This is a genomic window from Candidatus Methylomirabilota bacterium, from assembly GCA_035315345.1.
In the GTDB taxonomy this organism is placed as follows: Bacteria; Methylomirabilota; Methylomirabilia; order Rokubacteriales; family CSP1-6; genus CAMLFJ01.
Genome location: DATFYA010000014.1, coordinates 26,926 through 46,700, shown reverse-complemented (window position 1 = coordinate 46,700; position 19,775 = coordinate 26,926). Strand labels below are relative to the sequence as shown.

Sequence of the window (19,775 nt, the reverse complement as noted above, 5' to 3'; positions counted from 1 at the left end):
GATCGCGCTCCCCCTACGCGGCCGACCGCGCGAGCGGGCCGCGCAGGAGCCGTCCGGGATGCGCGCCGGTGTGCTTGCCGTCGCGCAGCAGGGTCTCGCCGTTGACCACGGTGGCCGCGATGCCGCGCGTGCGCTGGATGAGCCGCCTGGCCCCCGCGGGCAGGTCGGTCACCACCTCGGGTATTTCGGCCGCGATGGTGTCCGGGTCGAACACCACGACGTCGGCAGCCAGGCCCTCGCGGATCAAGCCGCGGTCGGTGAAGCCCCAGTACGACGCGGGCACGAACGACAGCATGCGCACCGCCTGCTCCAGGGTCAGCGCCTGCTTGGCGCGCACCCAGTGGCTCAGCAGATACGTCTGCAGCGATGAGTCCATGAGCTGCGAGACGTGCGCTCCCGAGTCCGAGAACGTAACGACCGCCTGCGGGTGCTTGATCAGCTCGAGCGCCAGCTCCTGGTTCTCGTTGGCGATCGGGTGGAAGAAGAAGCGATCCATGTCTTTTTCCAGCGCCAGGTCGATCATCGCCTCGACCGGGTCGATCCCGCGCTCGCGCGCGATCTCGGCCACCGACCGGTGCGGCGGGTCCACCGAGTCCAGCACGTAGATCCACTCGCAGGCGGCCTGCCGGGCCTCGGTGCCGAGGGCCTTGCGGGTGTCCCGCTCGCGGGAGGCCTCGACCAGCTTCCGGCGCAGCTCGGGATCGCGCAGACGCGCCTGCTGCTCGCCGAGCGGCAGCGCGCGCAGCTCCTTCCACACCGGCAGGCGGTCGAACGGCATCTGGGTCTTGAACGAGAGCACCAGCGAGAGCGCGCGGCTGTGCACCTGGGCGAACATCCGCCCGCCCGCGGCGGCCGTCTGCTCGATCAGCTTCACGTAGTGGCGCCACATGTCGGGCGCGTCCTTGCGGGTGAAGAGGCCGAAGGTGATCGGCCGGCCGGTCTCCACGGCCAGGGCCTTCAGGCGGCGGTGGTAGTCGGGCAGGTCGGGATGATCGACCTTGCGGTCCACGCCCTCGCCGGCCAGCTCGAAGATGCCCGCGTTCAGCTCGCCCATCACCCCGACCAGGCGCCGCACCTCGTCCCACGAGGCCATGCGGCTCGCCACCGGCCGGGAATCCGGGGTCTCGTGACTGGGTGATCGGGACGTCGTGAAGCCGATCGCGCCGGCCATCAGCGCGTTGCGCAGCTCACGCTCCATCTTGGCGAGGTCGTCCTCGCTCGCGGCCCCGTCGAACGCGCGCTCGCCCATCACGTAGGTGCGGAGCGCGGAGTGGCCGATGTAGCCCGAGTAGTTGATGCCCTTCGGCAACGAGTCGAGCACGTCGAGGAACTCGGGGAAGGTGGTCCACCGCCACTGGATGCCGGCTTCCATGGCCTCGGCCGCGATGTCCTCGGCGCGCTGCAGGTTGCGGATGACCAGGTGGCGGTCTTCCTTCGCGCACGGGGCCAGGGTGAAGCCGCAGTTGCCCATCACCACGCTGGTGATGCCGTGCCAGCACGACGACGTCCCGAGCGGGTCCCAGAAGATCTGGGCGTCCATGTGGGTGTGACCGTCCACGAAGCCCGGCGCGACCACGCGCCCATCCGCGTCGATGACCTCCCGGGCGCTTTCACGGAGTCGACCGATGGCGGCGATCCGGCCGTCGTTCACTCCCACGTCCGCGCGAAACCGCGGCAGCCCGGACCCGTCCACCACCCATCCGTTCTTGATCAGGAGGTCATAGGACATCGCGCTGGCTCCTCTCCGCCCCGCCGGGGTCACTCTGAAAGCGGGCCCATGGTACTCCAGAGCCTGCTGGTGCTCAATTTCACGAATTGCACGACTGGCGGACCGTCCGTCTGGCCTACTCGAGGGCCTGCTGATACGCTACCTGCCGGCCACGCCACCAGAACCGCTGAGCCGGCGGCGGGCCTCGAGAGGGCACATGGACCTGGGCATCTTCGATCACCTCGATCGGCGGGACGTGCCGGTGGCCGATTTCTACGAGCATCGGCTGCGCCTGCTCGAGAAGTACGACGCGGCGGGCTTCTACTCGTACCACCTGGCCGAGCACCATGCCACGCCGCTCGGCCTCGCCCCGGTGCCCGGCATCTTCCTCGCCGCGGCGACCCAGCGGACGCGACGGATCCGCCTGGGGCCGTGCGTGTACTGCCTGCCGCTCTACGACCCGCTGCGGCTCATCGAGGAAGTGTGCATGCTCGATCATCTGTCGCGCGGACGCTTCGACTTCGGAGTGGGGCGCGGCATCGTGCCGTACGAGATGGCGTACTTCAACCTCCACCATCTCGAGACCGAGGAGATCTATCGCGAGGGGCTCGAGGTGATCCTCCAGGGGCTGACCGGCGACGTGCTCGAGCATCGCGGGCCCAGATACGTCTATCGAAAAGTCCCGATGATCCTGAAGCCCCTGCAGAAGCCGCATCCGCCGCTCTGGTACGGTCTCGGCCACCTGGCCGGCGCGGAGTGGGCCGCCACCAACCGCGTCAACGTCATCACCAACCTGCCTGCCGAGGGCTCGGCCCCGCTGTTCGAGCGCTACCGCGAGGTGTGGCAGCGCAAGCACGGCGACGCCGCGATGCCCCGTCTCGGCATGGGACGTCATGTGGTGGTGGCACCCACCGAGGGCGACGCGATGGCGCTCGGTCGCGCGAATTACGCGGTGTGGTACGCCAACCTCACCAAGCTCTGGCGCGATTTCGGCTCGATCCCGATCCGGTTCGCGCGGGACTTCGACGAGGCGCGGAGCCGCGGCGTGGCCATCGCGGGCACCCCCGCGCAGGTGCGCGAGGAATTCGAGCGACAGATGACCGCGAGCCGCTGCACCTACATGACCTGCCGGCTCATGTTCGGCGAGATGAGCGAGGCGGAGGCCGAGGCCAACATCGATCTCTTCACCGCCGAGGTGATGCCGCACGCCACCCGGCTCCGGCCGTCGGCATGAAGCTCGCGGGCCGCACCGCGCTCGTCACCGGGGCCAGCCGCAACATCGGCCGCGCCATCGCGCTGGCCTTCGCGGCGGAGGGCGCCGACCTCGTGCTCAACACGCGCGCCAATCGCGAGGAGCTCGAGACGGTGGCCGACGAGTGCCGCAAGCACGGCGTGCGCGTGGTGTCGGTGCTGGGCGACATCGGCGACCCGGAGGCGGTGGAGAACATGGTCAAGGGCGGCCTCGCGGTGCTGGGGGCCATCGACGTCCTGGTGTGCAACGCGGCCATCCGGCCGCACAGGTCGGTGACCGAGACGACGCTGGAAGAGTGGCACCGCGTGTTCGCGGTGAACCTGCACTCCGCCTTCTACCTGGCCCGCGCGGTGGTGCCCGGCATGAAGGCGCGCGGGCGCGGCAGCCTCATCGCCCTGGGCGGGCAATCGTCCATCACCGGGCGCTCGGGCACCGCCGCGGTCACCGCGGCCAAGACCGGCCTGCTCGGCCTGGTGCGCGCGCTGGCCGCGGAGCTGGGCCCGTCCGGCATTCGCGTCAACATGGTGGTGCCGGGCACCATCGACACCGAGCGCCGCTACGCCGAGTGGTACCCTGAGTTCCGCCAGGCGCCGCCCGGCGGGCCGGAGCAGCTCAAGCGCATCCCGCTCGGCCGCCTCGGTCGTCCGGAGGAGATCGCGGAGGCGTGTCTGTTCCTGGCCTCCGACGCCTCCGCCTACATCACGGGCGACACGATTCGGGTCATGGGCGGCAGCGTGATCGGATAACCGAGAGGAGAACGACGTGGCCGCACAACCGATGGTGCTGGAGTTCGGGATGGGCGTGGACGTGCACGGCAACGAGGGCACCAAGGCGGCGTGCCGCGCGGTCTCCGACGCGATCCGGCACTCGAGCCTGCCGCTCTTCACCGACGTGCGCGCCAAGGGCGGACGCATGCTGGTGCACGTCACGGTGGGTGTGCCCGATCCGGGCACGGTGGACGTGGAGCGCGTGAAGAAGGAGCTGCCCCACGGCGAGGTGACGGTGCGGCCGGTGGCGGGCGGCCTGCGCGTGCCCGACGCCGACACGATCATCGCGTGCGCGGCCATCACGGTCAGCGTGGAGTATCCCGCATGAGCGCCCCGACCGGCATCGGGCTCAAGCGGCTGCAGCACCTCGTGCTCTGGGTCTCCGACGTGGACCGCAGCGTGCGCTTCTACTGCGACGTCCTCGGCTTCGAGGTGAAGACGCGCTATCCGAACGCGGCGTTCCTGCGCATCGCGGGAAGCAGCGAAGACCACCACCTGGGCCTCTTCGAGCAGCCCGGCGTCGGCGCGGTCGATGAGGGGGCGGTGCGCATGTACCACTCGGCGTGGGAGGTGGGCGAGCTGACCGACCTGGTGCGCGCGCGCCGGAAGCTCATCGACGCGCGCGCGCTGGTGGGCTCCTCCGACCACGGCGTGAGCCTCTCGCTCTACGCCAAGGATCCGGACGGCCTCGAGTTCGAGGTGTTCTGGACGGTGCCGGCCGGCCGGCCGGCGGGCACGCGGGCGCTGGACCTGGAAGGCGAGCTGGCCCGCCGCGGGATCCCCATGCCCCAGGAGTCGGATCTGCGGTCGGCGTGAGACGAGCCGGGAGGTGAGCGCGCCCCTGTCGTTCTCCGCCGAGGAGGTCGAGGGCTCACTGCCGGCGCGCTTCGCCCGGGTGGCCGCGGTGCGGACCGGCGCGCTGGCCCTCGCGCAGGGTCCGGTGCGGCTGACCTACGCGGAAGCCGATCGCCGCTCCGATGCGCTGGCGACGGCGATCGGGCGGCGGGCCGCCGTGTTCGGCGCGCCGGTGGTGATCCTGGTCTCCGACCCGGTGCTGGCCAGCCTCTGCGTCGTCGCCACCTGGAAGGTCGGGGGCTGCTGCGTGCCGCTCAATCCGGCCAACCCGGCCGGATACCTCGCGGCGATCATCCGCGACGCGGAGGCCGCGTGCGTGCTGACGGACGCGGCCGGAGCGGCCGCGCTCGACGGCCGGATCCCCGGATGCCCGACGGTGCTGGTCGACCAGCTGGACCTGCGCGAGCCGACGGAGCCGCGCCGGGTCCCGATCGCCCCGGGCCACCCGGCGTGCGTGCTCTACACGTCGGGCTCCACCGGCGAGCCCAAGGGTGTCGTCCGCAGTCACCGCGCGTTGCTCCATCGCGTCCGCTGCGCGCTCGCGACCCATGGCGTGGGACCCGACGACCGGGTGAGCCTGCTGCACTCGCTCGGCGCGATGCCCGGCATGCGGGACCTCACCGCCGCATTCTCCGCCGGCGCGGTGCTGCTGCCGTGGGACATGACGCAGGCGGGGCCGCGCGCCCTCGCCGCCTGGATCGAGCGCGAGTCGGTCACCGTGCTCGGCTCGGCGGTCAGCATGTTCCGGCCGCTTCTCGCCGAACCCGGCATCGAGCGGCGGGTCGCCTCGGTGCGGCTCGTCCACCTGGGCAGCGAGCCGCTCTACCGGCAGGACGTGGAGCGATTCCGCGAGCGCTTCGCCCCGGGATGCGTGCTGGTGGCCAGCTACGGGGCGACCGAGTTCAGCCCGATCACCGAGCACCACGTCGAGCGCGACACGCCGCTGCCGAGCGGCCGGGTGCCCGCCGGCCACGCCCTCGAGGGCGCGGAGGTGCTGATCGTCGACGACGACGGTCGGCCGGTGGAGGCCGGCGAGCCCGGGGAGGTCGTGGTGCGCAGTCGATTCCTCTCCGACGGCTACTGGCGCCGGCCCGACCTCACCCGGGAGCGCTACGCGGCCGACCCCACGGAGCCCGACGTGCGAGTCTACCGGACGGGCGACATCGGCCGGCTCGCCGCCGACGGGTGCCTGACGCTGCTCGGGCGCAAGGACGACCAGGTGAAGGTGCGGGGCTTCCGGGTGCATCCCGGGCAGGTCGAGGCCGCGCTGGTCGAGCACGAGGCGATCCGACAGGCGGTGGTGACCGCGGTGGCCGGAGATTCAGGAGATTTGCGGCTCGTCGCGTACCTGGTGAGCACGACCACACCGCCGCCGACGGCGGCGGCCCTCCGCGGGTTCCTTCAGGATCGCGTGCCTGCGCATCTGCTGCCGTCCGCCTTCGTCGTGCTGGACGCGATGCCGCTCAACGCCAACGGCAAGGCGGATCGGGCCGCGTTGCCGCCGCCCCGGCCCGCCCCGCGTCCCGAGGTGTTCGTCACGCCGCGCACGCCGCTCGAGCATCAGATCGCGGGACTGTTCGAGGAATTGTTCGACGCGGCTCCGATCGGGGCCACCGACGACTTCTTCGACCTCGGTGGCGATTCCCTGCTGGCCGCGGCGCTCCTCGGGGCGATCGAGCAGACCTGCGGTCGCGCGCTCGGCCCGTCGGCCCTGCTCGAGTCGCCCACCGTCGCGGGGGTCGCCGCCGCGCTGCAAGGGGCGGATCGCGGCCTCACCGAGCCGCTCACCGTGCTGCGCGCCTCCGGCGCGCGCGCGCCGCTCGTCTTCGTGCACAACGACCACGGGCGAGGGCTCTACACGCACGCCCTCGGCCGCGCCCTCGATCCGGACCGTCCGGTGTACGCGATCCATCTCCACGGGTTCGATCGCCCGCTGCCCGCCACGGTCCACGCGATCGCGGCCGAGCGGGTGCGCGCGGTGCGCGCGATCCGGCCGCACGGCCCGTACGTGCTGGGCGGCCACTGCTATGGCGGCATCGTGGCCCTCGAGATGGCTCGGCAGCTGCGGGCCGCCGGCGAGCGGGTGGACGTGGTGGTCCTCGTGGACACGCCGGCGCCGGCATGGCCGGCGCGCGCCATCAACCGGGCCGCCGCGGCGCTGGCGCGCGTCGCCCCGCTCTCCGGGGCCGCGCGGGCGAGCGTGGTGGCCCGCGCGGGCTGGGCCGCCGAGATCGCCTTCGAGCGGGCGCGGTCCGGCGCGACGCGCTTCGCCGGCCTCGCGCGCGTCGCGCGCCGGCCCCGGATGAGCGCGGTGCGAGGGCGCCTGATGGAGGCGGTCGACCGCATGCCCCGGCTGGTCGGCGCGGGCGGCGAGCGGGGGCTGCACGCGGCGCCGATCGACGTGACCGGGGCGGCGTGGCGGCGTTATCGCCGCGCGATCCGGAGCTACGTGCCCGCGGCGTACGACGGGCTCGTCGTGCTGTTTCGCGCCGAGGCGCTGCGCGTGCGCCGGCCGGACCTGGGATGGACGCCGCTGCTGTCCGACCTCGAGGTCGAGACGGTGCCCGGAGACCACCACACGTGCGTCACCCGCCACGTGGCCGCCTTCGCCTCGCGGCTCGAAGCCCGCCTGCAGCGGGTCCCGTCCGCGACGCCATGACCTGCGGCGGCTGCGGCTTCGAGGCCCCCGCCGACTTCGCATTCTGTCCCAAGTGCGGGATGCGGCTCGCGCCGGCTCCTCCTCCGCCTCCGCCGCCCGCGGCTCCCGAGGGAGACCGCCGGCCGGTCACCGTGCTCTTCGCGGACCTGGCCGGGTTCACCGCGCTGAGCGAAGGCCTCGACGCCGAGGACGTGCGCGCGATCCAGAGCGATCTGTTCCGGGAGATGTCCGCGTCGATCGAGCGCTACGAGGGCTTCGTGGAGAAGTTCGTCGGCGACGCGGTGATGGCGGTGTTCGGGGCCCCGCGCGCGCACGAGGACGATCCCGAGCGGAGCCTGCGCGCGGCGCTGCTGATGCGCGAGCGGATGGGCGCGCTCAACCGGCGCTGGGAGCGGCGGGTGGGCCGGCCGCTCGCGCTGCACGTCGGCGTCAATACCGGCCCGGTGGTGGCCGGGCGCATCGGAGCGGCCGCCGACGCGGCCTACGCGGTGACCGGCGACACCGTGAACACCGCCTCCCGGCTGCAGAGCGCGGCCCCGGCCGGCGACATCTTCGTCAGCGACGCCACGTATCAGCTCACGCAGCACGCCTTCACGTTCGCGCCCGGCGAGGCGCTCCGGCTCAAGGGCAAGAGCGAGCCGGTGACGGCGCATCGCCTGCTCGACGCGCTGGCCGCGCCCCGCTCGGCCCGCGGCCTCGAGGGCCTCGGGCTGGCCGCCCCGCTCGTGGGCCGCGAGCGCGAGCTGCGGCGGATGGAGGCGGCCTTCGACGACATGCGCGCGGGCCGGGCCCAGGTGCTGAGCCTGATCGGCGAGCCGGGCGCCGGGAAGTCGCGATTGCAGCGCGAGTTCTTTGCCCGGCTCGAGGCCACCGGTCGCCTCGCCGGCACCGTGATCCGGCGCGCCGCGTGCTCGTCGCTCGGCGAGCAGACGTACGGGGCGGTGGCCGGGCTCCTGCGCGACGCGTACGGAGTGGAACCCGGCGATTCGGTCGATCTCGCCCGGAGCAAGCTCGCGGCGGGCCTGGAAACGCTCGGCGTCGCCGCGGAGGAGCGCGCCCCCATGCTGGCCGCGATCGCACAGGTGCTGGGCCTCGAGCGCGACGACGTCCGCACCCGCCACCTCCCGCCCGAGCAGCTCAAGCGCCAGATCTTCATGGCCACCGGCATCCTGACCGAGCGGCGGCTGGCGATCGGCCCCCTGGTGCTGCTGGTCGAGGATCTGCACTGGGCCGACGCCGCGTCCATCGAGCTGCTGGGCGCGCTCGCCGATCGCCTCGCGGATCGCCCGCTCCTGGTCCTCCTGATGTACCGCCCGACGCTCGAGCCGGACGCGCTCGGCACGAGCCGCGCGCCGCACACCGCCATCGAGGTGGCTCCGCTGTCGCGCGCCGACAGCCTCGACCTGCTGACCGCGTGGTTCGGGGACTCCACCGGGCAAATTCCGGAGTCCTTGCGGGCCACGATCCTCCGCCAGGCCGGCGGCAACCCGCTCTACCTCGAGGAGGTGGTGCGGGCGCTGGTGGCGGCCGGCGTGCTGGTTCGCGACGGCGAGGGGTGGCGCTGCGCGGAGGACGCGGCCACGCGCCCGGTCCCCTCAACGCTGCACGGGCTGCTGCTCGCGCGGCTCGACCGGCTCGAGGCGACGGAGCGCCGGGTCATCCAGGAGGCGGCGGTCATCGGGCCTCGCTTCGCGGTGCCGCTGCTCCGGGCGATCTCGGCCGAGCCGGCTCGGGTGGATCCCTCCCTCGACACGCTGGTGCGGACCGACCTGATCACCCCGGGCCCCGATCACCGGTTTCGTCACGGGCTCCTGCAGGAGATCGTCTACCAGAACATCCTCGTGGCGCGGCGGACCGAGCTGCATACGCGCGTGGCCGCGGCGCTGGAAGCCGACGGCGAGCCCGAGAGCCTCGAGCGGCTCGAAGCCCTCGGGCATCATTGCGCGCTCGGCGCCGACAAGCGCCGCGGTGCCCGCTACCTCATGGCGGCGGGCGACTGGGCGTCCGGCATGTACGCCAACGCGGACGCCATCGTGCACTACCGGCGCGCCCTCGACGCGCTCGAGGGCTGCGACGGGGTGGACGCGGATCGCCTGGTGGCCCGGGAGCGGATGGCGGATCTGCTCGGACCGATCGGCCGGCGCTCGGCCGCGCTCGACGAGTACGAGATCGTCGAGGCCGGGCACCGCGCGGCCGGAGACGCGCCCGCGCAGGCGCGGATCCTCCGCAAGACCGGCGGGCTGCACTGGGACGCGGGCGCGCGCTCCCGGGCGCTGCAGTGCTTCGAGGCCGGGCTCGCCCTGCTCGGCGACGATCGTGAGCACATCGAGCGCGCGCATCTGTACCAGGAGATGGGACGTCTGGCCTTCCGCGGCGGCGACAGCGCGCGGGCCCTGGAGTGGGCCGAGCAGGCGCGCGTTCACGCCGAGCGCCTCGTGGCCGATCCCGCGCTCGACGGCGACCGGCGCGCGGAGGCGGTCACCGCGGCGGCCCAGAGCCACAACACGCTCGGCGTCGCGCTCGCGCGCCTGGGTCGGCTGGCCGAGGCGGTGGAGCACATCGAGCGGAGCGTGACGCTCGCGCGCGAGAACGGGCTGCTGCAGGCGGCCTGTCGCGGGCTCGCCAACCTGAGCGTGCTCTACAGCACGCTGGATCCGGCGCGGGCCATCGAGACCGCCGCGGCCGGGCTGGACACCGCCAAGAAGATCGGCGACCTCGGGTTCCAGTCGCGCCTCTACGCCAACCTCGCGGTGGCCTACTGCGCGCTCACCAACCGCTGCGACGAGCAGGGGGTGGGCGCGGCCAACGCGGCGATCGATCTCGACCGGCGCCTCGGCCAGCTCGACCATCTCGCGGTGCCGCTCATCGTCCTCGGCCAGATCTACCAGTGCCACGGCGATCCGACCCGCGCGATCGCGCACTACCGCGAGGCGCTCGCGCTGGCCGAGGAGGCCGACGAGCCGCAGCTCCTGTTCCCCTGCTACGATGGCCTCGCCACCGTCCATCTGGACCTGGGCGACGAGAGGCGGGCCGAGGAGTTCATGCAGAAGGCCCAGGCGATCTGCGAGCGAGCCGGGCTCGAGCCCGACGCCCTCGTGGTGCTACCGTTCCTGGACTGATCCGAGCACGAGGAGGCTCTACCGATGGCACCCACCCTGCTGCGTCCCGGTGATCCCGCACCCGCGTTCAGGCTCCCCGCGGTGAACCGCGAGGGCCAGGTCTCGCTCGACGACTATCGCGGGCGCAGCCCGGTGCTGGTGGGTCTGTTCCGCGGCCTGCACTGACCGTTCTGCCGGCGCCAGCTCGTGCAGCTGGGCACCACGCAGGAGAAGCTCCGAGCGATCGGCGTGGAGACGCTGGCGGTGGTCAACACACCGGCGGAGCGAGCGCGCCTCTACTTCAAGTACCGTCCGGCGCGCGTGCTCCTCGCCGCCGACCCCGAGGCGGCGACCCACCAGGCGTACCGGGTGCCCGCGATCGCGGTCGTCGATGACGAGCGGGCCGCGTCGTGGCCCCAGAGCGCCACGCTGGGTCAGTTCCTGGCGACGCCGATCAATCCCACCGGCGAGCTGCCCGCGGCGCAGAACTGCTTCGAGGCGATGGAGACCATGAACAAGAAGGAGGGGTTCGAGCCGAACGAGGTCGACCAGCACATCGCGGCGGCCCACGGCACCCAGCTCACCGGGCACTTCCTCATCGATCGGGAAGGCATCGTGCGCTGGCGCCAGGTCGAGGCGGCCGAGCGGATCGACGACCTCTCGAAGTTCCCGAGCGATGAGGAGATCCTGACCGCGGCCCGCGGCCTCTAGCGTGCCGCTCCCGGAGGACGACGACTGCCATGGACATCGCGATCCCGCTGTTCGAGGGCATCACCGCGCTCGACGCGATCGGCCCTTACGAGGTGCTCTCCCGGCTGCCCGGCGCGCGCGTGCGCTTCATCGCGATGACGCCGGGCCCGTGCCGCACCGACAACCGCCAGCTCACCCTCGTGGCCGACGAGCCGCTCTCCGCGGTGCCGCACCCGGAGGTGATCGTGGTGCCGGGCGGCTTCGGCACGCGGCCGCTCATGAGCCCGAACCCGCTGCTGGAGTGGATCCGGAGCGCGCACGTGACCAGCCAGTGGACCACCTCGGTGTGCACCGGCTCCCTGCTGCTGGCCGCGGCCGGGATCCTGGAGGGGCTCGATGCCACCACCCACTGGATGTCGCTCGACCGGCTCGCGGAGTACGGGGCGCGGCCGACGCTCAAGCGGGTGGTGGAGCAGGGCAAGGTCATCACCGCGGCCGGCGTCTCCTCGGGGATCGACATGGCCCTGACCCTGGCCGCGCGCATCGCGGGCGAGGAGGTGGCGCAGGCCATCCAGCTCGGCATCGAGTACGATCCGCAGCCGCCCTTCCACGCCGGCTCGCCCGAGTCGGCGCCCCCGCACATCGTGGCCTCGCTGCGCGAGCGCATGCGGGCCCGCATGGAGCGCGAGGCGGCCGCCTTGCGCTCGTCGGCCTGAGCCCGGCGTGGAGCGCGACGGCGCCCGCTCGCGATAGTCGGCCATGGAGCGACGACAGCTGGGGCGGACCGACATGGAGGCGAGCGTGCTCGGCTTCGGCGGCTCCGAGATCGGCTACGAGGGCGCGAGCCTGCGCACCGTCGATCGCCTGCTGGGCGCCGCGATCGACGCCGGGCTCAACGTCATCGACACCGCCGAGTGCTACGAGGACAGCGAGGCCCTGATCGGCGCCGCGCTCGGGGCGCGCCGGAACGACGTGCATCTCCTGACCAAGTGCGGCCACCCGCGCGGCTACGGGCGCGGCGACTGGCGCGCGGCCTCGCTGCTGTCGAGCATCGAGCGGAGCCTGAAGCGCCTGCGCACCGACCGGCTGGACCTGATCCAGCTGCACAGCTGCGAGCTGGCCGAACTGCGGAAGGGGGAGGCGATCACCGCCCTCGAGCGGGCGCGGGCACGGGGGTTGACCCGGTACATCGGCTACAGCGGCGACGGGGAGGCCGCGCGCTTCGCGGTCGGGTGCGGGCGCTTCGACACGCTGCAGACCTCGGTGAGCATCGCCGACCAGGAGGCGATCGAGCTCACCGTGCCCGCGGCGATGAAGCAGCAGATGGGCGTCATCGCCAAGCGGCCGATCGCCAACGCGGCGTGGCGCTACGCGCGCCGGCCCGCGGAGCCGTACTACCAGCCCTACTGGACCCGGCTCCGCGCCCTCGACTATGCGTTTCTCCGCGACGCGGAGCGGGCGGTGTCGGTCGCGCTGCGGTTCACGCTGGCCGACCCGGGCGTGCACACCGCCATCGTCGGCACGAAACGGCCCGGGCGGTGGGCGGAGAACGCGCGGCTGCTGGAGGCCGGGCCGCTGCCGGCCGCGGAGTACGAGCGGATCCGCGCGCGCTGGAAGGAAGTCGCCGAGCCGGGATGGACCGGGCAGGTGTGAGGGCGGGGCGCGCTGCGAGGACCCCTCGGCCTGGGCCCCCTCACCTGTCCTCTCCCCGGAGGGGAGAGGAAGGAGTTCAGGCGACCTGGTAGCGCGTGATCGCGGCCTGGTCGAAGGCGAGCCCGAGCCCGGGCTTGTCCGGCACCACGAGCTGGCCGTTCTCGATCGTCGGGGTCTCCTCGTAGAGGCGCAGCGTCCACGGCATGTATTCCACGGTGAGGCCGTTCGGGATCGCCGCGATCAGGTGCACCTGGATCTCCGGGATCAGGTGGCTGACCACGGGCAGGTTGAAGGCCTCGGCCATGCCGGCCACCTTCATCCACTGCGTGATGCCGCCCACCCGGAGGAGGTCGATCATCACGATGTCGATCGAGCGCGCCTCCAGCAGGTGACGGAAGGGCACGATGCCATAGTGGTACTCGCCGGCCGCGATCGGCGTGGCCAGCGCGTCCGCGATGCGGGCCAGTCCCGCGAAGTCGTCGTGCGCGGTGGGATCTTCCAGCCAGTAGAGCTGGTACGGCTCGATGCGCCGCCCCACCTCGATGGCGTGGTGGACGCTCCACAGCTGGTTGATGTCGCACATCAGGTCCACGTCGGGCCCGATGGACTCGCGCATCACCCGCACGCGCTCGATCGAGGCGGCCAGCGTGGGCTCGCTCCCGCACTGCATCTTCATCTGGCGGAAGCCCATGTCGCGCAGTCGCGGACCCGCCTTCGCCAGGTAGTCCACCGGGTGCGCGCGCATCAGCGCGCCGCTGGCATAGGTCGGCGCGCGATCGCGGAGGCCGCCGAGCAGCGCGCACACCGAGCGGCCCGCCGCCTTGCCCATCAGGTCCCAGCACGCCATGTCGAGCGCGGCGAGCGCGAGGGCGAAGATCCCACCGGGGCCGGCGCTGCCCGCGGCGCGCCGGCACTTCGCCACGATGGCCTCGGTCTGGCTCGGGTCCTCGCCGATGGCGAGGCGGGCCAGGCCGTCCACCGCCGCGCGCAGCGCGGGGGTCAGGGCGCCGCCGAAGAAGGTGAGGCCGATGCCCACCAGCCCTTGATCGGTGCCCAGCTCGAGCAGCACGAACTCGCGCGTGTCGGTCGGGGCGGGCAGACCGACCACCAATGGATTGTCCGCCGGCGTGGACAGCACGCGGGTGGTGACGTGGCTGATCTTCATTTCTTGTGCTTGCCGGTGAGCTGGGGCGTGGTGCCCTCCTGCCCCTTCTCCTGACGGTCGAGCCGCGTCTCGCGCGACCAGGTGCGCTTCAGATCGTCACGGATCGTGAAGTGCAGCGTGCCCAGGCCCTCCGTCTCCAGCTCGATGCGGTCGCCGTCCATGAAGGCGGAGAGCCCCCGGTGGTTGGTCCCGGTGGCGAGGATGTCGCCGGGCTCGAGCGTGTGGATGCTGGTCACCCACTCGATGCAGCGCGGGATCTTGTGGGCCATGTCGCTGGTGTTGAACGACTGCTTCACGGTGCCGTTGACCGAGAGGCGGATCGCCAGCTTGTGGGGGTCGGCGATCTCGTCGGCGGTCACCAGGTAGGGGCCGATGGGGGCGAAGGTGTCGCGGGACTTCATCTGGTAGAACGTGTTGCCGGGCGGCAGCAGGCCGCGCGCGGAGCCGTCGATGAAGTTGCAGTAGCCGAACACGTACTCCAGGGCGCGGGCCGCGGGCACCGCGGTGGCGCGCTTGCCGATCACCAGCGCCATCTCGGCCTCGCCCTCGAAGATGGTGGCGGGCACATCGGGCAGCACCATGGTCTCGTCGGGGCCGATGATCGCGCCGGGCGACTTCATGAACGCGTTGATCGGCGCCGGCTCGGTGCGGGTGCCGTCCTCCATGTAGTTCACCGCCATGCACACGATGTTGGTCGGCTTCGGCAGGGGCGGGCGGATGCGGACCGAGGCGAGCGGCTGCGGCTTGCCGCGCGCGGCTGCCTCCTCGATCTTCCGGCGGTAGTCGGCGAAGCGGGCGATGAGCCCGCTGATCAGGTCGCCGGGGCCGGTGTGGGGGACGTCCTTCACGGTGTCCGAGACGTCCACCACCGCGTCGCCGCGGAGCACGCCCAGCCGGTAGTCGTCGAAGTAGAGGAGCTTCACGGTGTCCTCCTGGGAGTTGGACTCGATTGCTGCGACGATCGCTGCAGGTAGTCGATCACGTCTCGGCGGTCGTCGGCCACGGAGAGCCCGGGCATCGCCATCTCGGTGCCGGGAAGGAAGCCGGCCGGGTCGGCCAGGTAGGCGTCGAGCGTGGCGCGCGTCCACACGAGCCCGCGCGCCCCCTGCTCGATCATCGCCGGGGAGAAGCGAAAGCCGGGTAGCGTGCCGGCGCGCCGGCCGATCACCCCGCGCAGGTTCGGCCCCGGCAGCCCGTCCTCACCGGCCACCACGGAGTGGCACGCGAAGCAGCGCTGGAACACGCGTTCCCCACGACGGGCGGGATCCGCGCCCGTCCGAGGCAGCCACGCGGCCGTCACCGCCCCGGCGGCGAGGAGCCACATCGGCCAGCTGCTCACTTCGTCCGGTACACGACGAGCCGGTCGGTGCCGGACTCGGGCGCCCAGACCTCGCCGGCCCGGCCGAGGATCTGTCGCACGTTGGCGCCGGGGCGATCGCTCGGAAACGCCTCGAACGTCTCGGTCTCCGGATCGAACCGGACGATGGCGTTCGCGCTCCACTCGCTCAGCCAGACCTTGTCCCGCTCGTCGACGTAGACCGCGTAGGCGCGCGGGCTGTCTCCCGGCAGCTTCCACGCCTTCCACTCCTTCGTCTGCGGGTCGTAGCGGCTGACGTTGCCCGAGTTCCACTCGCTCACCCAGATGCGACCCCGGGAGTCTGACCAGACACGCCGCGCGCCCTGGCCCCGGGTGGGAGGCTCGATAGTGGTGGCGGCGCCGGTGTCGGGATCCACCCGGGCGATGTGGCTGCCCGCGAGCGAAGCGTAATAGATGTCGCCGCCCGGCGTGGTGGTGATGCCGTAGGGCCCCCGGCCACGGGGCGCGTCCCAGACCTGCATCTCGCCATTCGCCGGATCGAGGCGCCCATACACGCCGTTCTGCCCGGTGAACCAGACGCGTCCGCGCTTGTCGAAGGTCGCGGTGTTGAGGTTCACGTAGCCGCGCGCCTCGGGCAGGGACCACCGGTGCACTTCCCGAGTGCGCGGATCCACCCGGACGATGGAATTGGTGCCACCCTCCGTGACCCACGGGGCGCCGTCCGGCCCGATGATCACTCCATGCGGCGCCGCGCCAGGGCCCAGCGAGATCAGATCGACCTTCCTGCTCGCCGGGTCCAGGCGGCCGAGCTGGCCGCTCCGCTGGGCGGTGTACCAGACGATTCCGTCGGCGCCGACCGCCACGTCGTGAGGACCACCGCCGGCCGGGAGAGCGTAAGCCTGTGTGGCGACTTCCCCGGAGGCCGCCCGGGCCCCGAAGACGGGCGGGAGCAGGAAGGAGATGAGCACGAACGTGAGTAGCGGACGACGCATGGCCACCTCCATCGAAAAACGGGCGGTGCGCAGAGCGCGCTCATGGTACTCCACCTGCCGCCGGCCCTGCCACCCGACGCCGTCGGGCTTGCCGCGGTTGACAACGGCCTCCGCCGCGGCGACCCTCTCGCTGAATCGGTCCATTCCAAGGAGGATCCGCATGAACGGACGGGTGGCGGTGCTGAAAGCGTACGGCGGCGAGTTCGAGCTGCGTGAGTATCCGGTGCCCGATCCCGAGCCGGGTGCGATCCTGATCAAGCTGACGCGGGCGGGCGTGTGCGGCTCCGACCTGCACATCTGGCGCGGCGAGATGAAGGAGACGTACGGTGCGCTGCCCAAGGACCTCACGTTCGGGCACGAGATGTGCGGGCGGGTGGAGCGGCTCGGGGCCGGCGTCGGCACCGATTCGATGGGACGGCCGCTGCGCGAGGGCGACCGGGTGACCTTCTGCTACTTCTTCCCGTGCGGCCGCTGCCCGGTCTGCCTGGACGACGAGATGGGCAGCTGCCCGCAGAAGGGCCGGCCCAACCGCGTGGCGGGCACGCCGCCGTACTTCAACAACGCCTACGGCGACTACTACTACCTGCGGCCGGGCCACTTCATCTTCAAGATGCCGGACGAGATTGCCGACGACGTGGCCACGCCGATCAACTGCGCGCTCTCCCAGGTGCTCTACGGCCTGCGCAAGGCGGGCTTCCGCGCCGGCCAGTCGCTGGTGGTGCAGGGAGCCGGCGGCCTCGGCCTCAACGCGGTCGCGGTGGCGCGCGACATGGGCGCCGACACCGTCATCGTGGTGGACCGCCTGGCCCCGCGGCTGGCCCTGGCCAGGACCTTCGGCGCCGACCACACCGTGAACGCGACCGAGATCGCCTCCGCGGACAAGCGGGTCGACGCGGTCAAGGCGCTGACCGGCGGGTTCGGCGCCGACGTGGTGGCCGACTTCGTGGGCTACGCCGACGTCATCCCCGAAGGGCTGCGCATGCTGAGAGGCGGCGGGTGTTATCTGGAGGTGGGCAGCATCTCGCCCGGCAACGTGTTCTCCTACGACGCCACCGCGCTGGTGCGGGGCAACGCGAGGCTGGTCGCCACCTCCAACTACTCGCCGTGGGCGCTCGAGCAGTCGCTCTCGTTCATGAAGCGCAATCTCCGGCGCTTCCCGTTCGAGAAGGTGATCTCCCACGTGTTCCCGCTCGAGCGCATCTCGGAGGCCTTCGCCCAGGCCGACTGGGCCCAGCGCGGCGGCCAGGTCTCCCGCGCCGCCCTCTCGATGTAGTCCGGGGGTCAGGTCTTACATTGCGACATTTTTCCGGCGGCAGACGAGGCGCCGGGTGACCGAAATGTCGTAATGTAAGACCTGACCCCGATCAGGTGGGGACGATGGCGGCGCGGGTGACGTGGCCCTTGTCCTGCTGGACGAAGGCCTCCTCGATCGACTCGAGGGGGAACTTGTGGGAGATGATCTTGTCCCACGGGTAGCGCTGCCGGGTACGGGCCATCATGTCCAGCGCGCCGCGCAGGTGCTCGGCCTCGTAGTGGGAGAGGCCGAAGATGCGGCGGTTGCCGAAGATGATCCACGCCGGGTCGAACTCGGCCTTCCACCCCACGTTGATGTTGCCGATCTCCAGATATGTCCCTTCCGGCGCGGTCATGCGCAGGCCCTCGTCGACCACCTTGGGGTTGCCGACCAGCTCCATCACGATATCGCCGCCCCAGTCGTCGGTGAGCGTCTTCACCGCCTTGATGCGGTCCTCCGGCGTCGGGTGCTCGCGCATGTCCACGAAGTCGGTGGCTCCGAAGGCGCGGGCGAGGGCCAGGCGCTCCTCCACGCCGTCGATGATGATCACACGCGCCGCGCCCATCTCGCGCGCCACCGCGCAGGCGTAGACCCCGAGGCCGCCCGCGCCCTGGATCACCACCGTCTGGCCCTGGCGCAGGGCGGTGAGGTCGAGGCCCGCGTAGACCTGGCTGAAGGCGCAGTTCACGCCCGCCGCCATGTCGTCGGTGATGTCGTCGGCGAGCTTGAACACCGCATGGTTCGGCCGCAGGTAGAAGTACTCGCCGAAGCCGCCCTGGAAGTGCGGCCACGCCTCGCAGGAGACGAGGAAGTTCGCCTGGCGCACCGGGCAGGACTTGGTCTTGCCCCGGAGGCACGCGCGGCAGCGGCCGCACGGGAAGAAGAAGCGGTAGGCCACGCGATCGCCGACCGCGAGCGGCCGCCCCGCCGAGTCGGTGGTGACGCCGGAGCCGAGCTTGGCCACGCGTCCCACGTGCTCGTGCCCGGTGTTGAGCGGTAGCGGCCGGCCCATCTTCACGTAGTCGAGCTCGCCGCGCCAGTAGTGCAGATCGGAGCCGCACACGTTGGCCATCGCCACCTTGATCAAGATGGCGCCGGGCTCGGGGTCGGGCACCGGATATTCGCGAATCTGGAAAGGCTTGCCCGCGCCGTGGAACACCGCCATCCGCGCCGTCTCGGCCATGTGCGTCTCCTCGCGCTACCGGGATGATCGACGACGGGCGGAGTCTAGCACGGCCGGGCGAAGTCGGCCGGGCCGGGGCCCGCCGCTGTGATAGGCTGGCCGACCATCGAGCCCGCGATGCCCGTTGGCGAACCGCGCGTGATGGACCGGAGACGATTCGTGACCGCCGCGGCCGGCGTCCTGCTGGGCGTGCCGCGCATCGGGCGCGCGCAGCCGACCGGGAAGGCGCCGAAGATCGGCTGGCTCGGCGGCGGGGCCGGGCGCTCCGCCGCCGAGATGCAGCGGTCGACGCAGTTCAAGGCCTTCGCGGACGGCCTGCGCGAGCACGGCTACGTGGTCGGCCGCGACGTGAGCGTGGAGCTGCGCATGGTCCGGCCCGACAAGGTCGAGCAGTACCACGACTTCGCGGCCCGCCTGGCCGCCGAGGCGGACGTCATCCTCGCCGCCAATCCCTTCTCCCTGGCCGCGGCGACCCGCGCGACCAGAACCGTCCCGATCGTCGGCCTCGACATGGAGTCCGATCCGGTTCGCCAGGGATGGGCCGCGACCCTGGCGCGCCCCGGCGGCAACGTCACGGGATTCTTCCTTGACATGCCCGAGATGAGCGGCAAGCACGTGGAGTTCGTCAAGATCGTGAAGCCCAGCCTGGCCCGGTTGGCGGTGCTCGGCGATCCGCGCCTGAACGCCCTGCAGTTCGAGGTGACCGACGGCGCGGCGCGCGACGCCGGCCTCGCGCTGGAGCGGCTCGCCGTGCAGAGTCCCGACGAGATCGAGGGCGCGATCGCGGAGGCGGCCCGTCGAGGCGCGGGGGCGCTGGTGGTCTTCACCTCGCCCCTGATCAACAGCGCGCTGCCGCGGATCGCCCGCGCCGCGGTGAAGCACCGGATGCCGTCCATCTGCGCGTTCGCGCCGCTCTTCGCCGAGGCGGGCGGTCTGATGGCCTACGGCCCGGATTTCCACGAGCTGTACCGGCGCACCGGCGCGTACGTCGCCCGGATCCTGAAGGGCAGCGCGCCCGGTGACCTCCCGATGCAGCGTCCCGAGAAGTTCCTGCTCGTGATCAATCTCCGGACGGCGCGGGCGCTCGGCGTGACGCTGCCGCCCTCGTTCCTGCGCCGCAGCGACCACGTGATCGAGTGAA

General features: G+C 72.1%; 17 protein-coding genes. 11 read left to right on the top strand and 6 right to left on the bottom strand.

Annotated elements, in window-relative coordinates; translation table 11 throughout:
- Positions 1-13 precede the first annotated feature (13 nt).
- On the bottom strand, positions 14-1,729 hold the full coding sequence (locus VKN16_02105) for an amidohydrolase family protein (protein ID HME92995.1): 1,716 nt from the start codon (positions 1,727-1,729) through the stop codon (positions 14-16).
- 196 nt (positions 1,730-1,925) lie between these two features.
- On the opposite strand from VKN16_02105, the gene VKN16_02100 reads away from it, so the two are divergent.
- The 9 genes from VKN16_02100 to VKN16_02060 are packed head-to-tail and all read left to right on the top strand — an operon-like array spanning position 1,926 to position 12,682.
- Positions 1,926-2,942, top strand: coding sequence for an LLM class flavin-dependent oxidoreductase (locus tag VKN16_02100; protein ID HME92994.1), 1,017 nt, complete (start codon positions 1,926-1,928; stop codon positions 2,940-2,942).
- Positions 2,939-3,706: an SDR family oxidoreductase gene (locus VKN16_02095; GenBank protein ID HME92993.1), complete on the top strand. Its 768-nt coding sequence runs from the start codon at positions 2,939-2,941 to the stop codon at positions 3,704-3,706. The genes VKN16_02100 and VKN16_02095 overlap by 4 nt, the downstream gene beginning before the upstream one ends.
- Positions 3,707-3,722: 16 nt before the next feature.
- Complete coding sequence (locus VKN16_02090) at positions 3,723-4,055, top strand: Lin0512 family protein (protein HME92992.1); 333 nt, start codon at positions 3,723-3,725, stop codon at positions 4,053-4,055.
- Positions 4,052-4,543, top strand: coding sequence for a VOC family protein (locus VKN16_02085; protein ID HME92991.1), 492 nt, complete (start codon positions 4,052-4,054; stop codon positions 4,541-4,543). Before VKN16_02090 ends, VKN16_02085 begins: the two co-directional genes overlap by 4 nt.
- Before the next feature lie 13 nt (positions 4,544-4,556).
- A complete protein-coding gene (locus tag VKN16_02080) occupies positions 4,557-7,241 on the top strand; it encodes an AMP-binding protein (protein ID HME92990.1) in 2,685 nt (894 codons plus the stop codon).
- Positions 7,238-10,360: an adenylate/guanylate cyclase domain-containing protein gene (locus VKN16_02075; GenBank protein ID HME92989.1), complete on the top strand. Its 3,123-nt coding sequence runs from the start codon at positions 7,238-7,240 to the stop codon at positions 10,358-10,360. The genes VKN16_02080 and VKN16_02075 overlap by 4 nt, the downstream gene beginning before the upstream one ends.
- 24 nt (positions 10,361-10,384) lie before the next feature.
- Positions 10,385-11,050 carry a redoxin domain-containing protein gene (locus tag VKN16_02070; GenBank protein ID HME92988.1) on the top strand — a complete coding sequence of 222 codons (666 nt, stop codon included), beginning with the start codon at positions 10,385-10,387 and terminating at the stop codon, positions 11,048-11,050.
- Positions 11,051-11,079: 29 nt separating this feature from the next.
- The gene (locus VKN16_02065; protein HME92987.1) at positions 11,080-11,745 is read left to right on the top strand and encodes a DJ-1/PfpI family protein; all 666 of its coding nucleotides are present in this window, start codon (positions 11,080-11,082) and stop codon (positions 11,743-11,745) included.
- Positions 11,746-11,788: 43 nt separating this feature from the next.
- A complete protein-coding gene (locus VKN16_02060; GenBank protein ID HME92986.1) occupies positions 11,789-12,682 on the top strand; it encodes an aldo/keto reductase in 894 nt (297 codons plus the stop codon).
- A 76-nt stretch (positions 12,683-12,758) separates the two neighbouring features.
- On the opposite strand, the gene VKN16_02055 is transcribed toward VKN16_02060, so the two are convergent.
- From VKN16_02055 to VKN16_02040, 4 genes are read right to left on the bottom strand one after another with little or no spacing between them, the layout of a single operon-like run.
- Positions 12,759-13,847: a mandelate racemase/muconate lactonizing enzyme family protein gene (locus tag VKN16_02055; GenBank protein ID HME92985.1), complete on the bottom strand. Its 1,089-nt coding sequence runs from the start codon at positions 13,845-13,847 to the stop codon at positions 12,759-12,761.
- Positions 13,844-14,770 carry a fumarylacetoacetate hydrolase family protein gene (locus VKN16_02050; GenBank protein HME92984.1) on the bottom strand — a complete coding sequence of 309 codons (927 nt, stop codon included), beginning with the start codon at positions 14,768-14,770 and terminating at the stop codon, positions 13,844-13,846. The genes VKN16_02055 and VKN16_02050 overlap by 4 nt, the downstream gene beginning before the upstream one ends.
- A complete protein-coding gene (locus VKN16_02045; protein ID HME92983.1) occupies positions 14,767-15,171 on the bottom strand; it encodes a cytochrome c family protein in 405 nt (134 codons plus the stop codon). Before VKN16_02045 ends, VKN16_02050 begins: the two co-directional genes overlap by 4 nt.
- An 11-nt stretch (positions 15,172-15,182) precedes the next feature.
- The gene (locus tag VKN16_02040; protein ID HME92982.1) at positions 15,183-16,157 is read right to left on the bottom strand and encodes a lyase; all 975 of its coding nucleotides are present in this window, start codon (positions 16,155-16,157) and stop codon (positions 15,183-15,185) included.
- Between the two features lie 160 nt (positions 16,158-16,317).
- Between VKN16_02040 and VKN16_02035 the strand changes: the two genes are divergently transcribed.
- Entirely contained in the window at positions 16,318-17,430 is a 1,113-nt protein-coding gene (locus VKN16_02035) for a zinc-binding dehydrogenase (protein ID HME92981.1), read from the top strand.
- Positions 17,431-17,521: 91 nt separating this feature from the next.
- Here VKN16_02035 and VKN16_02030 read toward each other — a convergent pair whose 3' ends face one another.
- Complete coding sequence (locus VKN16_02030) at positions 17,522-18,634, bottom strand: zinc-binding dehydrogenase (GenBank protein ID HME92980.1); 1,113 nt, start codon at positions 18,632-18,634, stop codon at positions 17,522-17,524.
- A 159-nt stretch (positions 18,635-18,793) separates the two neighbouring features.
- On the opposite strand from VKN16_02030, the gene VKN16_02025 reads away from it, so the two are divergent.
- On the top strand, positions 18,794-19,774 hold the full coding sequence (locus VKN16_02025) for an ABC transporter substrate-binding protein (GenBank protein ID HME92979.1): 981 nt from the start codon (positions 18,794-18,796) through the stop codon (positions 19,772-19,774).
- The last annotated feature ends 1 nt before the right edge of the window (position 19,775 follow it).